This is a genomic window from Arthrobacter sp. 05L45_2, assembly GCF_056397525.1.
Genome location: NZ_JBFTNO010000063.1, coordinates 1 through 14,131 on the forward strand (window position 1 = coordinate 1; position 14,131 = coordinate 14,131).

The 14,131-nt window shown below is 69.2% G+C and carries 13 protein-coding genes, 1 tRNA gene and 1 riboswitch; all 14 genes read left to right on the plus strand.

Going from position 1 to position 14,131, the window contains the following annotated elements:
* A partial coding sequence (locus tag AC1DHD_RS07105; RefSeq protein WP_476879042.1) for a ribonuclease E/G occupies positions 1 to 1,654 on the plus strand: 1,654 nt, incomplete at its 5' end.
* Between the two features lie 117 nt (positions 1,655 to 1,771).
* Positions 1,772 to 1,869: riboswitch (TPP riboswitch) on the plus strand.
* A complete protein-coding gene (thiD, locus tag AC1DHD_RS07110) occupies positions 1,859 to 3,460 on the plus strand; it encodes a bifunctional hydroxymethylpyrimidine kinase/phosphomethylpyrimidine kinase (RefSeq protein ID WP_476879043.1) in 1,602 nt (533 codons plus the stop codon). (Overlaps the previous riboswitch by 11 nt.)
* Positions 3,461 to 3,828: 368 nt before the next feature.
* The gene (gene rplU / locus AC1DHD_RS07115) at positions 3,829 to 4,137 is read left to right on the plus strand and encodes a 50S ribosomal protein L21 (RefSeq protein WP_090953333.1); all 309 of its coding nucleotides are present in this window, start codon (positions 3,829 to 3,831) and stop codon (positions 4,135 to 4,137) included.
* 60 nt (positions 4,138 to 4,197) lie between these two features.
* Positions 4,198 to 4,461, plus strand: a complete 264-nt coding sequence (gene rpmA / locus AC1DHD_RS07120; RefSeq protein WP_476879044.1) for a 50S ribosomal protein L27 — start codon at positions 4,198 to 4,200, stop codon at positions 4,459 to 4,461.
* Positions 4,462 to 4,576: 115 nt separating this feature from the next.
* A complete protein-coding gene (gene obgE / locus AC1DHD_RS07125) occupies positions 4,577 to 6,166 on the plus strand; it encodes a GTPase ObgE (protein WP_476879045.1) in 1,590 nt (529 codons plus the stop codon).
* Positions 6,156 to 7,307, plus strand: coding sequence for a glutamate 5-kinase (gene proB, locus AC1DHD_RS07130; protein WP_476879046.1), 1,152 nt, complete (start codon positions 6,156 to 6,158; stop codon positions 7,305 to 7,307). Before obgE ends, proB begins: the two co-directional genes overlap by 11 nt.
* Before the next feature lie 26 nt (positions 7,308 to 7,333).
* Positions 7,334 to 8,668 carry a glutamate-5-semialdehyde dehydrogenase gene (locus AC1DHD_RS07135; protein WP_476879047.1) on the plus strand — a complete coding sequence of 445 codons (1,335 nt, stop codon included), beginning with the start codon at positions 7,334 to 7,336 and terminating at the stop codon, positions 8,666 to 8,668.
* 92 nt (positions 8,669 to 8,760) lie between these two features.
* Entirely contained in the window at positions 8,761 to 8,994 is a 234-nt protein-coding gene (locus AC1DHD_RS07140) for a hypothetical protein (protein ID WP_476879053.1), read from the plus strand.
* 14 nt (positions 8,995 to 9,008) lie between these two features.
* Positions 9,009 to 9,680: a nicotinate-nucleotide adenylyltransferase gene (gene nadD / locus AC1DHD_RS07145; RefSeq protein ID WP_476879048.1), complete on the plus strand. Its 672-nt coding sequence runs from the start codon at positions 9,009 to 9,011 to the stop codon at positions 9,678 to 9,680.
* Between the two features lie 7 nt (positions 9,681 to 9,687).
* On the plus strand, positions 9,688 to 11,049 hold the full coding sequence (locus tag AC1DHD_RS07150) for a hypothetical protein (protein WP_476879049.1): 1,362 nt from the start codon (positions 9,688 to 9,690) through the stop codon (positions 11,047 to 11,049).
* Between the two features lie 111 nt (positions 11,050 to 11,160).
* Positions 11,161 to 11,562, plus strand: coding sequence for a ribosome silencing factor (gene rsfS, locus AC1DHD_RS07155; RefSeq protein WP_476879050.1), 402 nt, complete (start codon positions 11,161 to 11,163; stop codon positions 11,560 to 11,562).
* Positions 11,563 to 11,678: 116 nt separating this feature from the next.
* Positions 11,679 to 11,751, plus strand: a tRNA-Ala gene (locus AC1DHD_RS07160).
* A 65-nt stretch (positions 11,752 to 11,816) separates the two neighbouring features.
* Positions 11,817 to 12,977: an NAD(P)-binding domain-containing protein gene (locus AC1DHD_RS07165; RefSeq protein ID WP_476879051.1), complete on the plus strand. Its 1,161-nt coding sequence runs from the start codon at positions 11,817 to 11,819 to the stop codon at positions 12,975 to 12,977.
* A gap of 50 nt (positions 12,978 to 13,027) precedes the next feature.
* A partial coding sequence (locus AC1DHD_RS07170; RefSeq protein ID WP_476879052.1) for a class I SAM-dependent methyltransferase occupies positions 13,028 to 14,131 on the plus strand: 1,104 nt, incomplete at its 3' end.

Genomic DNA, 14,131 nt, shown 5'->3' on the forward strand with positions numbered 1-14,131 from the left:
CCTTTACGGGGAACCTGACCTGACCATCAAGGTGGTCCGCGACGTCTTCAACGAGGACTTCTCCAAGCTGATCGTCTCCGGCGAGGAAGCCTGGGACACCATCGAGGCCTACGTCACCTACGTGGCACCGGACCTGGTGGGCCGGCTCGAGAAGTGGACCAAGGACACCGACATCTTCGCCGCCTGGCGCATCGACGAGCAGATCCACAAGGCGCTTGACCGCAAGGTCTTCCTGCCGTCCGGCGGTTCGCTCGTGATCGACCGCACCGAAGCCATGACCGTGGTGGACGTCAACACGGGCAAGTTCACCGGCAGCGGCGGCAACCTCGAGGAAACCGTCACCAAGAACAACCTGGAAGCGGCCGAGGAAGTTGTCCGGCAGCTGCGCCTGCGCGACATCGGCGGCATCATCGTCATCGACTTCATCGACATGGTGCTCGAATCCAACCGGGATCTCGTACTGCGCCGCATGGTGGAGTGCCTGGGCCGGGACCGGACCAAGCACCAGGTCGCCGAGGTGACCTCACTCGGCCTTGTGCAGATGACCCGCAAGCGGATGGGCACCGGGCTCCTGGAAGTCTTCGGCGAGCAGTGCGAAGCGTGTGCCGGCCGGGGCATCGTCACCCACGACGAACCCGTCGAGCACCGCCGCGCCAACACCGTCGCCGCTGAGCACCACGTCCCGCGGACCGAACACCAGCCTGCAGCCCGAAGTGAGCGCAAGCGTCGCCGCGGCAAGGGCGGCCAGGGGAACGGCGAGGCCATGCCGTCCACGCCGGCCGTTGCAGCCCACCCCGAGCCGACGGAAGCGGAACGCCACGCCAAGGCGGAGGCAACCCGCGCGGCACTGGCGAACATCGCCGCCGCCGCGCACGCCGCCCACCTGCACGACGGCGACGCGCATTCCGCGCCGGACGCCGCCACCCGGCAGGCCGCGCTCGATGCCGCGGTAGAGCTCGCTTCGACGGAGGAAGCCGCCGGACGTCCGGCCGCGGTCCTGACCTTCGGCGGCGAACAGGTCGCCCTGCCGTTCGTCGAGCACGCCGAGGAAACCCGGCAACCGGCGCTGACCCTGGACCTGCTGACCGAGGCTTTCGCGAGCCTGGGCGACTCCGAGTCCGGTGCGCAGACGGCGGCGGCCCCTGCGGTCGAGACGGCTGCAGCCGAAACTCCGGCGGCCGGGACCGCCGGCGAGGCCCCAGCGGCGTCGCCCCGTGCCACCCGGGGACGGGGACGGGCCCGCACTGCCCGGATCCAGCCGCCAGGCACCCGCACCCGCGAAGAGCAGGCATCGGCACGCCAGGAGGCCGCCAAGGCCCCGGCCCAACAGGCCCCGGCACGCCAGGAGCCCGCCAAGGCCCCCGCGGCTAAGGCTCCGGCCGCAGCAGCGCCTGCTGCCAAGGCTCCCGTCAACCAGGCCCCTGCGGGTTCGGCAGACGGCACGGCACCCCGCCGGGTCCGCCGTAACCGCAGCGCCAGCCGCGCCCAGGGTGCCGCCAACGAGACGTCCGTGCAGCAGCGCGAGAACGCACCGTCGGTAGCAGCAGTCTCCGTCCACGAGGCCAAGGCGCCGGAACCGGCAACGCCCGCCGCTAAGTCCGCCGCTGCGGAACCGGTCATCCTCGGCGTCGGCGTACCGGCCTCGGAGCTCTAGGCCCGGGAAAACCCCACCGCCCGCGGGTATCGTCCGGGCCCGACGTAACATCACGTCGGGCCCGGACGGTGCCCGCGAGTGCGTTAACGGCCCGGAGCTGCGGGGCGGCTAGGCTGGGGAACTGACACGGGGTGCCGCGCATCGAGCCGGCTGAGATCCAGACCCGTTGAACCTGTCCGGTTAGCACCGGCGAAGGGATGTCTTATGCTTTCAACCACCCCGCAGGTAACCGCGCCCCCGGCGGCCCAGCCGGACCCCTCCCGCCCTGCCCCCATCCTGCATTCGGCGTTCCCGGGCCGGGCGGCAGCCCATACGCGGCCCGCTACCGCCCGGATACCCCGCGTCCTGGCCATCGCCGGGTCCGACCCGTCCGGCGGGGCCGGCATCCAGGCGGACCTGAAGAGCATCGCGGCGAACGGAGGCTACGGGATGGCCGCCGTCACGGCCCTGACCGCCCAAAACACCCGGGGTGTGCGGGCCGTGCACGTGCCCCCGGCCTCCTTCCTCACCGCCCAGCTCGAGGCTGTCAGCGATGACATCACCATCGACGCCGTCAAAATCGGGATGCTCGGCGACGCCGCGGTGATTACCGCCGTCCGGGACTGGCTCGAGAAGGTGCGGCCCGCCGTCGTCGTCCTGGACCCGGTCATGGTGGCAACCAGCGGCGACAGGCTGCTCCGCGAATCCGCGGAGGACGCCCTGAGGTCCCTCCTGCCCCTGGCGCACCTCATCACCCCCAACCTGGCCGAGCTCGCCATCCTGGTCGGAGAACCGACCGCCCGGGACTGGGCCGGGGCGTTGGAACAGGGCAAACGCCTCGCGGCGCAAACCGGGACCACGGTGCTGGTCAAGGGCGGACACCTGCCCGATGGCGGCACCTGTCCGGACGCGCTGGTCAACACCGGGGGAGTGCTCCGCGGGGAGACCGTGGAGGTGCCCGGTGAGCGGATCGCCACCCGCAACAGCCACGGTACGGGCTGTTCCCTGTCCTCGGCGCTGGCCACCGCCCAGGTCCGGTGCCAGGACTGGGAAGCGGCGCTGCGGGAAGTCAAACCGTGGCTTCAGGGGGCGCTGGCGGACGCCGGACGCCTCGAAGTTGGCACCGGCAACGGCCCGGTGCACCACTTCCACCACGTAACCGGCGCCCGGCCGCCGGCTGACGGCGACTTCGCCGAGGGCCTCGACGGGATCGCCACCGGCGGCCTGGACGCTATTTATGGTCTGGACTTCATCCGGGGGCTGGCCAGCGGCGCCCTGCCCGAACACGAGTTCGCCTACTACCTGCGCCAGGACGCCTTGTACCTCAACGGCTATTCACGGGTCCTGGCCCGCGCGGCCGCCCTGGCGCCGTCGGAAGCGGAACAGCTCTTCTGGGCCCGGTCGGCGCAACAGTGCCTCGAGGTCGAATCCGAGCTGCACCGGACCTGGCTGGCCGGACGCGCGGGGGAGGCGCGGCCCGGTCCGGTCACGAAGGCCTACGTGGACCATCTCCTCGCGGCCTCGCTGGGCAGTTACGGCGTCCTCACCGCGGCAGCGCTGCCTTGTTTCTGGCTCTACGCCGAGGTGGGCGCAACCTTGCACAGGCAATACCTCGACGCCGGCGCGCCGGCCGAGCACCCCTACGCGGAGTGGCTTCGCACCTACGCCGACGAGGCCTTCGCCGAGGCTACGCGGCAGGCAATCCGGTACACCGACGCCGCGGCCCGGCGCGGTTTCGAGTCGGAGCGGACCGCCATGACCGAGGCGTTCCGGCAGTCCTGCGACTACGAGGTGGCGTTCTTCGACGCGCCGAGGCTGCACGCCTGACGCGGCCCCGGCCCTGCGGCCGGTAACATTATGGGGCGCGGTTCCGGAAGTCGCCGCGGCAGCACCGCTCCAGCCCCTCGGGGACGGGGTGTGGCGGCCGTCACGCATCACTCTCCGGAGCCGGCCTCGTTTGCGGCCGAAGGCAAAATTAGCGTAGTCTAGATCTTCGGTGCTTACGCCAACACTTGGGTTATGACCTTGATGAACAGTTCACCCGTACTCCGGGCAGGACTTTCCACGGTATAGCTCATGGGTTCCCCCGGGGAATCMACCGGCGTTGAGGCACAGCGTGAGCCGGTCTACAAAATGTGGCCCCAGGTTCCGCACGCAAATCTAGTAATAAACGTCGAGAGAAGTGAGTCCCCCAAGTGGTGTACGCGATTGTCCGCGCAGGCGGCCGCCAAGAGAAGGTTTCCGTTGGAGACTTCGTTACCCTGAACCGCGTCGCCGGTGGCGCCGGCAGCACCATCGAGCTGCCCGCCCTGCTCCTGGTTGACGGCGAGAAGGTTACGTCCGCTGCTGCGGACCTGGCCAAGGTAACGGTTACGGCTGAGATCCTCGAAGACCTCCGTGGTCCGAAGATCGTCATCCAGAAGTTCAAGAACAAGACCGGTTACAAGAAGCGCCAGGGTCACCGTCAGGAACTGACCAAGGTCAAGATCACCGGTATCAAGTAACTAGCGTTACTGTTCAGGTTTTCAACAGATTCCCCAGAATTTTAAAGGCAGGCATTTCAAATGGCACATAAAAAAKGCGCGAGCTCCACTCGCAACGGTCGTGACTCCAACGCCCAGTACCTCGGCGTCAAGCGCTTCGGCGGCCAGGTAGTTTCCGCAGGCGAGATCATCGTCCGCCAGCGCGGCACCCACTTCCACCCGGGCGCCGGCGTCGGCCGCGGCGGCGACGACACCCTGTTCGCCCTGACCCCCGGTGCTGTCGAGTTCGGCACCCGCCGTGGTCGTCGCGTTGTGAACATCGTGGCTGCTGCAGCTGCAGAGTAACAACCAGTTCTAAATCGGTGGGGCGGACCAGTAGGTCCGCTCCACCGGTGTTTTAACCGCATTACAATCAACTTGGACCTTTTGCGGTCCGGGGAACAGCACTGAGGAGATCCACGTGGCGAGCTTTGTAGACCGGGTAGTACTGCACGTATCCGGCGGTACCGGCGGCCACGGGTGTGTCTCCGTACACCGCGAGAAATTCAAGCCCCTCGGCGGTCCCGACGGCGGCAATGGCGGCAACGGAGGCGACGTGATCCTTCGCGTCGACCCGCAGACCACCACCCTCCTCGACTACCACCACGCCCCGCACCGGCACGCCACCAACGGCGGCCCCGGCATGGGCGACTGGCGCGGCGGCAAGAACGGCGAAACCCTGATCCTGCCGGTTCCCGAGGGCACCGTCGTCAAGAGCAAGGACGGAACCGTCCTGGCCGACATGGTGGGCGAAGGTACCGAGTTCATCGCCGCGGCCGGCGGCATCGGCGGCCTGGGCAACGCCGCCCTGTCCTCGCAGAAGCGCCGCGCCCCCGGCTTCGCGCTGCTCGGCATTGAAGGCGAATCCAGCGACATCGTCCTGGAACTGAAGTCCATCGCGGACATTGCCCTGGTCGGGTTCCCCTCCGCCGGCAAGTCCAGCCTGATCGCCGCGATGTCCGCGGCACGGCCGAAGATCGCCGATTACCCGTTCACCACGCTGATCCCCAACCTCGGCGTCGTCCAGGCCGGCGACGTGCGGTTCACCATCGCCGACGTCCCGGGCCTGATCGAAGGTGCCAGCGAGGGCAAGGGACTGGGCCACCACTTCCTGCGCCACGTCGAACGCTGCGCCGCCCTGGTCCACGTCCTGGACTGCGGCACGCTCGAATCCGAGCGCGACCCGCTCTCTGACCTTTCCGTCATCGAAGCCGAACTTGAGAAGTACGCAGTCGACATGAGCTACGCCGGTTCCGACGGCGAAGTTGTGCCCCTGAACCACCGCCCCCGCCTGGTGGCCCTGAACAAGGTGGACCTGCCTGACGGCAAGGACATGGCCGAATTCGTCCGCCCGGAACTCGAAAGCCGCGGCTACAAGGTGTTCGAAATCTCCGCCACGAGCCACGAGGGCCTCCGCCAGCTGGGCTTCGCCATGGCAGAGATCGTCAAGGCCGCCCGTGATGCGGTGGCCGCGACCCCGCCGAAGGTCCAGGCACCCGTCCTGCGGCCCCGCGCCGTCAACGAAAGCGGCTTCACCATCCGCCGCGAGGAGAAGAACCTCGAGCCGCTCTTCCGCGTGCTCGGCGAGAAGCCCGTGCGCTGGGTCAAGCAGACCGACTTCACCAACGAAGAAGCCATCGGCTACCTCGCGGACCGCCTCGCCAAGCTCGGCGTCGAAAGCGAACTGTTCAAGCAGGGCGCCAAGCCGGGCGACACCGTGGTCATCGGCGAGGACGACGGCGTCGTCTTCGACTGGGAGCCCACCATGATGGCCGGCGCGGAACTCCTCGCCTCACCCCGCGGCACCGACGTGCGTTTCGCCGACATCGGCGACCGCCCCACCCGCGGTCAGAAGCGCGAGGAGCAGCAGGAACGCCGGGATGCCAAGGCCGCCGCCCGGGCCGAGCTCGAGGCCGAGCGGAAGGCCGGGATCTGGACCGAATCGGTCAGCTCCCGCCGCGCACCGCAGCCGCTCAAGGAGAGTGGACTCGGCGAAGCCGATGACGAGTAACACGGTCGTGGCGCCCGGAACCGGGGCGGCTCCCGGCCGGGCCCTGCTCGCAGGTGCCCGCCGGATTGTGGTCAAAGTCGGCTCCTCGTCCCTGACCTCCATCAAGGGCGGCATCGACGAGGAAGCCCTCACCGGCCTCGCCGACGCCCTGGCGCACAAGCGGAACGCCGGCACCGAGATCATCCTCGTCTCCTCCGGCGCGATCGCGGCCGGGCTCGCCCCGCTGGGCCTGGCGAAACGCCCCCGCGACCTCGCCACCCAGCAGGCTGCCGCAAGTGTGGGCCAGGGCCTGCTGATGGCCCGGTACACCCATGCCTTCGGCGCGCACGGCGTGACCGTGAGCCAGGTCCTGCTGACCGCGGACGACTTCATGCGCCGCAGCCAGCACACCAACGCGTTCCGTGCCCTGGACCGGCTGCTGAACCTCGGCGTCGTCCCCGTGGTGAACGAAAACGACACCGTCGCGACCCACGAGATCCGCTTCGGCGACAACGACCGGCTCGCGGCGCTGGTGGCCCACCTGGTCCGCGCCGACGCCCTGGTGCTGCTCTCCGACGTCGATTCGCTGTACGACGGTCCGCCTTCGCATGGAGCCAAACGGATCGCCAGCGTCACCGGCCCACGCGACCTCGACGGCGTCTCCATCGGCAGCACCGGCAAAGCCGGCGTGGGCACCGGCGGCATGGTCACCAAGGTCGAGGCCGCCTCCATCGCCGCCGGATCCGGAATCAGTGCGCTGGTGACCTCCACCCCCAACGCGGCCGCCGCGCTGGCGGGGGAGGACGTGGGAACCTGGTTCTCCGTCAACGGCGCCCGGAAACCGATCCGGCTGCTCTGGCTGGCCCACCTCGCATCCGTACAGGGGACCCTGGTGCTCGACGACGGCGCTGTCCGGGCCGTCCGGGACCGCCACACCTCGCTGCTGCCCGCCGGCATTTCCGCCGTGAGCGGCGACTTCGAAGCCGGCGACGCCGTGGAGATGGTCGGGACCGACGGGACCGTCGTGGCCCGCGGCCTGGTCAACTACGGCGCCGGGGAACTGCCCCAGATGCTGGGCCGCTCCACCCGGGAACTCGGCAAGGCGCTGGGGCGCGGCTATGACCGTGAAGTTGTTCATGTTGACGACCTGGTGCTGGTCTAAGCGGCCTGCTCGCCTAAACTTGGAGCATGACTGAGGCCCTGACTTCGCACCCCGACCTGCCGGTTCACGACGCGCCCTCCACGGGCCTGCCGCCGGCCGTGACGGACGTCGAGTCAGCCGTGCACGCCATCGCCGACCGCTCCCGGGAGGCCTCCCGCCGGATGGCCCGTGCCAACCGTGCCTGGAAGGACCGCGGACTGCGCGCCGTGGCCGCCGCACTGCTCCAGCACCAGGACCGAATCCTGTCCGCCAACGCCAGGGACGTCGCCGCGGGCCGGGACAACGGCACCTCCGCGGCGCTGCTGGACCGGCTGACCCTGACCGGCGCCCGGGTCCAGGCCCTCGCCGCGGCCCTGGAGAACCTCGCCAACCTGCCCGATCCGGTCGGCAACGTGGTTCGCGGCCAGACCTTGCCCAACGGCCTGCGCCTGCGCCAGATCAACGTGCCCATGGGCGTTGTCGCCGCGATCTACGAAGCACGTCCCAACGTCACCGTCGATATTGCGGGGCTGGCCCTCAAGAGCGGCAACGCCGTCATCCTCCGCGGCGGGAGCGCTGCCGCAGCGACCAACGAGGCGCTGGTGGGGATTCTCCGCGACGCCCTGGAATCGGTCGGCCTGCCCGCCGACGCCGTCCAGACCGTGGACCAGTTCGGCCGCGACGGCGCCAACGTCCTGATGAAGTCACGCGGCCGTGTGGACGTCCTGATTCCCCGCGGCGGACGCGACCTGATCCAGACCGTGGTCACTAACTCCTCCGTTCCGGTCATCGAAACCGGCGAAGGCAACGTGCACATCTTCATTGACGCCTCGGCAGACGAGCAGATGGCCGTCGACATCCTGCTCAACGCCAAAACCCAGCGCCCCAGCGTCTGCAACACCGTCGAGACACTCCTGGTCCACTCCGGCTCGACCGTGCTCCCGGCCGTCGCCGCCGCCCTGCGCGAAGCCGGTGTCACGCTGCACACGGACGACCGGATCCGGGCCGCGCTCCCGGCCGGCCTCGACTCGGTGCCGGCCACCAACGAGGACTGGGCCACCGAGTACATGGACCTGGACCTGGCGGTGGCCATGGTGGACAGCCTGGATGAAGCAGTCCGGCACATCCGTACCTGGTCCACCGGACACACCGAGGCGATCCTCACCAACGACCTCGCTAACGCCGAGAGGTTCATCGCCGAGATCGATTCGGCCGCGGTCATCGTGAACGCTTCCACCCGGTTCACCGACGGAGGGGAGCTTGGCCTGGGCGCCGAGGTGGGCATATCCACCCAGAAGCTGCACGCCCGGGGCCCGATGGGCCTCACCGAGCTCACCACCACGAAGTGGATCGTGCAGGGCGAAGGCCAGATCCGCGGCTAGTAACGCGGTAACATGGAACAGAAGCCAGGGACGAGGGCGCATACCGCCGTCGTCCAACAATCGTATTTTTTGTGAACTCACTAGGGGAGAACATGCTGTTCCAGCAGATCGCCACATCCATCGCCGCAGCGGTCGAACACGAGGAACTCGCGCCGCTCATCGCGCCGCCGTTCGTCATTGGCGGCACCATGTTCGTGTTCCTGCTGGTCCTGATGTTCATCACGCTCTCCTACGGCAACCTTGGCAAGCGCCACGAGGCCGTCGAGGAGCACGCGGACCCGYACCGCCAGCACCCGAACAAGCACGACCACGGCCAGGGCCACTAGTTATTTCCGCCACAGTGAAGCAGCACGGCGCGAAGCGCCGCCTGCGGCTGGGTGTGATGGGTGGCACGTTCGACCCCATCCACCATGGCCACCTGGTAGCGGCCAGTGAGGTCGCGGCGAAGTTCGACCTCGACGAAGTGGTGTTCGTCCCCACCGGGCAACCCTGGCAAAAAAGCAGCAAAAAAGTCAGCGAGGCCGAGCACCGGTACCTCATGACGGTCATTGCCACGGCATCGAACCCGCGCTTCACCGTCAGCAGGGTCGACGTCGACCGCCCGGGTCCCACCTACACGATCGACACCCTGCGGGACCTCCGCACGCTGCGGCCGGATGCGGACCTGTTCTTCATCACCGGCGCGGATGCCCTGGCCCAGATCCTGTCGTGGAAAGACATCGACGAACTCTGGTCCCTGGCCCACTTTGTGGGTGTCACCCGCCCGGGCCACGTGCTGGACGGCATGGGCCGCAAGGACGTCAGCCTGCTCGAGGTGCCCGCCATGGCGATCTCGTCGACGGACTGCCGGGCACGGGTGGCCGCAGGAAACCCCGTCTGGTACCTCGTGCCGGATGGCGTGGTCCAGTACATTGCCAAATACGATCTCTATGACGGCCAGGCCAGCCCCGAACCGGAACACCAGGAGCCCCGGCCGGCCCGCGAGACCCACCTAACCGCCAGCACCGAATGAGCCTTTAATGAGTCAGGAACAGCCTCCCATCCGCAGCCGCCGCGAATTGCGCCAGGCCAGGGATGAACGCCAGGACACCAAGCCCGGCGCCGGTACCGACGGTGCCGGCGCTGCTCCGGCTGCCCCGGGCCAGGAGGGCTCCGCGGGCTCCGCGGGCTCAGCACCACAGCCGGAGGAGGCCGCCCCCGCGTTCTCGGAACGCCCGGAGGCTCCTACGGAGGCCGAGACCACCGGCCGCCGCCGCATCCCCGGCCCCGTGGACTCCGTCCCTGCGTCCACCCCCGCAGAACGGTCATCCCAGGTCCGCGCCCGCGACCGCGCAGCACTGCGGACCATCAAGGAACTCGCGGAAAAGGAAGGCCAGCTCTCACCCGGCGGCCCGCCCACCCGCCGGCAGCTGCGGCTCCAGCAACTCGCCGAGGAAACTGCGCCCGCCACGTCGGCCAATCCGATCGTCCCGTCGCCGCGCACCCGCACCCACCCGGCCGTGCCGCCGGCTGCGAAGCGACCGGCAGACCAGCCCGAGGCCGCCCAGCACACGGCGCCCGCGGCGGACGCTGAGCCTACTCCGGGCACGTCGCCCGCGGCGCAGGCAGCTGAAGCGGGTAACGAACCGGACGGGAAGCTTCCGGAGGGAATGAGCGTGGAGCAGGCTCTGGCCGCGCGCGAACTCCTCGCCGCCCAGGCCCGGAACCAGGTGGCGAAGATGGAGCACATCGCTGCCACGGACCCGGACGCCGTCGACCCCGAAATGCTCGCCGAGCAGATCGCCCTGGCCGAGCGCGCAGCCGTCCTCAACCGGCGGGCCGCCGCCAAGCAAAAACTGGCCCAGCAGAACAGCCAGCCGGCGCAGCAGCGGACCGAAGCACCAAAGAACGACCCCTCGACGGCCAGCAACCTGGCCATGGTCACCCCGCTGGAATTCGTCCAGGTGCCCGGCGTGGAGCGGCCGGTCATGAAGCGGCCCGCCACCTCCTACGTCCCGCTGGTCACCAATTCCAGCCCGAAGGTGCAGCCTTCAAAGACCTCCCGTCGGAACGGCCAGCCGCGGAAGCGGGACGCAGCGGCGGTCAATGGCCGCGCGGGCGTCCTGGCCCGTGCCGAGGCGGCCGCGCAGGCCGCGTCAAGCCGTCGTCCGGCCCGCGCCGCCGAGCCGGAGAACGCCAGTGTCCAGGCAGTGGAAGAGGATTTCGCCGCACGGCCACCGGTAGCCGCCAATGCCGCCTACGGCCTGGATCCACTCGATGCCGCCACCGCGGGCCTCGGCAGGGCGCAGCGCCTCCGCGCCCTGCAGCTTGGCGTGCTGGCCCTGGGGCTGCTGGCGCTCATCGCCGGCATCATCCTGATTATCACCGGAATGGCGCACTAACCGCCGGGAAGCCCCGGCAGGTCCCGGCGTCGGGCCGGTGACCGCACCAGCGGATGAGCCTCCGCAACAATTTTCAATAATCACCAGGTTTTATCTTCAACAAGGAGTCCCGTGACTGCAACCGATTCATCCATCGCCACAGCCCGCCACGCAGCCCGCGCTGCCGCCGAAAAGTTGGCCGAGGACATTGTGGGCCTCGACGTCAGTGAGCGGCTTGCCCTCGCCGACGTCTTCCTGATCGCCTCCGCTCCGTCCGAGCGCCAGGTCAACGCAATCGTCGACGGCATCGAGGACGAACTGTCCAAGTTCGACCTCAAGCCCGTCCGCCGTGAAGGGCGCTCCGGCGGCCGCTGGGTACTGCTGGACTACGCCGACGTCGTCAWCCACGTCCAGCACGAGGAAGACCGCGTCTTCTACGCCCTGGAACGCCTCTGGAAGGACTGCCCCGTCGTGGACCTGCAGCTCGGCGACGACGCCTCCGCGAAGGCCGGCGCAGCTACAGAAACCGACTAGGCGCCGCGTCCCTCCGGCGCGGAACCCCGAATATACCCGATTTGGAATTTTCGGAAGTGCTGGTCTAAGATATTTGAGTTGCTTCGGAGAGAACGAAACCGGGGCAGCGAAAATTCGGGGCTGTGGCGCAGCTGGTAGCGCACCTGCATGGCATGCAGGGGGTCAGGGGTTCGAGTCCCCTCAGCTCCACCGAACGAGGTCCCGCTCACTGAGCGGGACCTCGAGTCATTTAAGCCTGGCTTAGGATGGGGACCGTGAACGAAACCCGGCCGCTTCGATTCGCCGATGTTGTGGTGATCGGCGCCGGACAGGCCGGGCTCTCGGCCGCCTACCACCTGCAGCGACGGGGCTTCGTGTCCGCGCTGCGGCCGGCGCCGGCGCCAGCCCAGGGTCCGGGCGATTCGGGCGACGACAGGCAACAGCGCAGCTATGTGGTGCTCGACGCCGAGGACGGCCCCGGCGGTGCCTGGCGGCACCGCTGGAAGAGCCTGCTGATGGCCACCGTGAACGGCATCAGCGACCTTCCGGGCATCCCGCAACCCTCCGTGGACCCGGCGGAGGCAAGCTCCAGCTTCCTCTCACGCTATTTCGGCGGCTATGAGACCCAGCTGGGCCTCGCCATCCAGCGGCCCGTTAAGGTCCACTCCGTTGCCCGCGAAGATGCCGACCCGGCCGGACGGCTCCGGATTACCACCTCCCGGGGATCCTGGTCCGCCCGGGCACTCATCAACGCCACGGGGACCTGGACCCGGCCCTTCTGGCCCATCTACCCGGGCCAGGCGAGCTTCCTTGGCCGCCAGCTGCACGTGGCCGACTACGTTTCGGCCGAGGAGTTCCGGGGACGGCACGTGGTGGTGGTCGGTGGCGGAATCTCCGCCGTGGGCCTGCTGGACGAAATTTCCCGGGTCACCAGCACCACCTGGTTCACCCGGCGGGAGCCCGTCTGGCGGGACGAAGCCTTTGACCGGCAAGCGGGCCACAACGCCGTCGCCCTCGTGGAGGAACGGGTCCGGCAGGGACTGCCGCCGCAGAGCGTGGTCGCCGTGACCGGCCTGATCTGGACCCCAGCCCTGCGCGCCGCCGAAGCCCGCGGGGTCCTGCAGCGCCAGCCCATGTTCACCGGCATAGAACCCGGGGGAGTGAGTTTGGCCGACGGCGGCTTCCTGCCCGCCGACGTCATCCTCTGGGCCACCGGCTTCCGGGCCGAACTGGAACATCTCGCGCCGCTGCGCCTGCGGGGTCCCGGCGGCGGCATCGCCATGGACGGCACGCAGGTCGCCGCGGAGCCACGCGTCCACCTTGTTGGCTACGGCCCGTCGTCCTCCACCATCGGGGCCAACCGTGCCGGGCGTGCGGCTGTGACGGCGATGGTCCGGCTGCTGGCCGGTTCCGATAACGTAGAGCGTGGCAATTGACCCGTGCCTGATCTGAGACGGCCCGACAAGGAACGGCGGTAAAGCCCCGCGTGGCGGACCACATTCTTGACTCCCTTTTCCCTCGGCTCCGGAGGTTTCCCGACGTCGAAGCGGCCAACCTGCAGGCCTGGGACGCCACCGACCGCCTGCTGCTGGACACCGCCTCGGACCTGAGGTCCGAGGCCCTGCTGCCGTCGGACGGACCCGTCGCCGTCGTGGGCGACCGGTATGGCGCGCTGACCCTCGGCCTGCTGGCACTGCGCCGTCAGCAGGGTACCGGGCCGGACACGGGCCCACAGAACGGCGCCGTGCGCGTGCACGAGGACCTGGTTACCGGCGAACGCGCCCTGCTCCGGAACGCGGCGGCCACGGGGCTCACTGAGGAATTCGTCCAGCTGTCATTGGAAGAGACCGTGGCGGGTGCCGGCGTCGTCCTCCTCCAGCTGCCCCGCTCGCTCGCCGAGCTGGAAGAGATCGCCGACGCCGTAGCCCGCCACGCGGCGCCCGGCGTGGTGCTGCTTGCGGGCGGCAGGGTCAAACACATGAGCCTGGGCATGAATGCTGTCCTGGACCGCTACTTCGGGTCGGTGCAGCCGCAGCTGGCCCGGCAAAAATCGCGGCTCCTGCTGGCCCGTGAAGCGCGGCCGGCCACCGGCCCTGCGCCGTTCCCCGTCACAGAGCGGAACGCCGGCCTCGACCTCTCAATCTGCGCCCGGGGGGCCGTCTTCGCCGGCACTGGGCTGGACATCGGCACCCGCTTCCTTCTGGACTTCCTCGACGACATACCGAGTGCTCGCCACGTCGTCGACCTCGGCTGCGGCACCGGCATCCTCGCGGCCATGTACGCGCGCCGCCACCCGGACGCCCGGGTTACCGCCACCGACCGGTCCGCGGCGGCCGTGGAGTCGGCACGGGCCACGGCTTTGGCCAACGGGCTCGAGGGGCAGATCGAGGTCCTGCAGGACGACGCCATGAGCACCATGCCGGACGCCAGTGCCGGGCTTGTACTGCTCAACCCGCCGTTCCACCTCGGGGCAGCCGTGCATGCCGGCGCCGGGATCAAGCTCATCGAAGCCGCCGCCAGGGTGCTGGCCCCGGACGGGGAGCTGTGGACGGTGTTCAACAGCCACCTGCACTACCGGCCGCTCCTGGAG

Bases quoted from the DNA above. Each gene is read 5' to 3' on its own strand.
- thiD (WP_476879043.1), top strand. From the start codon at position 1,859: ATGCTTTCAACCACCCCGCAGGTAACCGCGCCCCCGGCGGCCCAGCCG.
- proB (WP_476879046.1), top strand. From the start codon at position 6,156: ATGACGAGTAACACGGTCGTGGCGCCCGGAACCGGGGCGGCTCCCGGC.
- AC1DHD_RS07135 (WP_476879047.1), top strand. From the start codon at position 7,334: ATGACTGAGGCCCTGACTTCGCACCCCGACCTGCCGGTTCACGACGCG.
- AC1DHD_RS07150 (WP_476879049.1), top strand. From the start codon at position 9,688: ATGAGTCAGGAACAGCCTCCCATCCGCAGCCGCCGCGAATTGCGCCAG.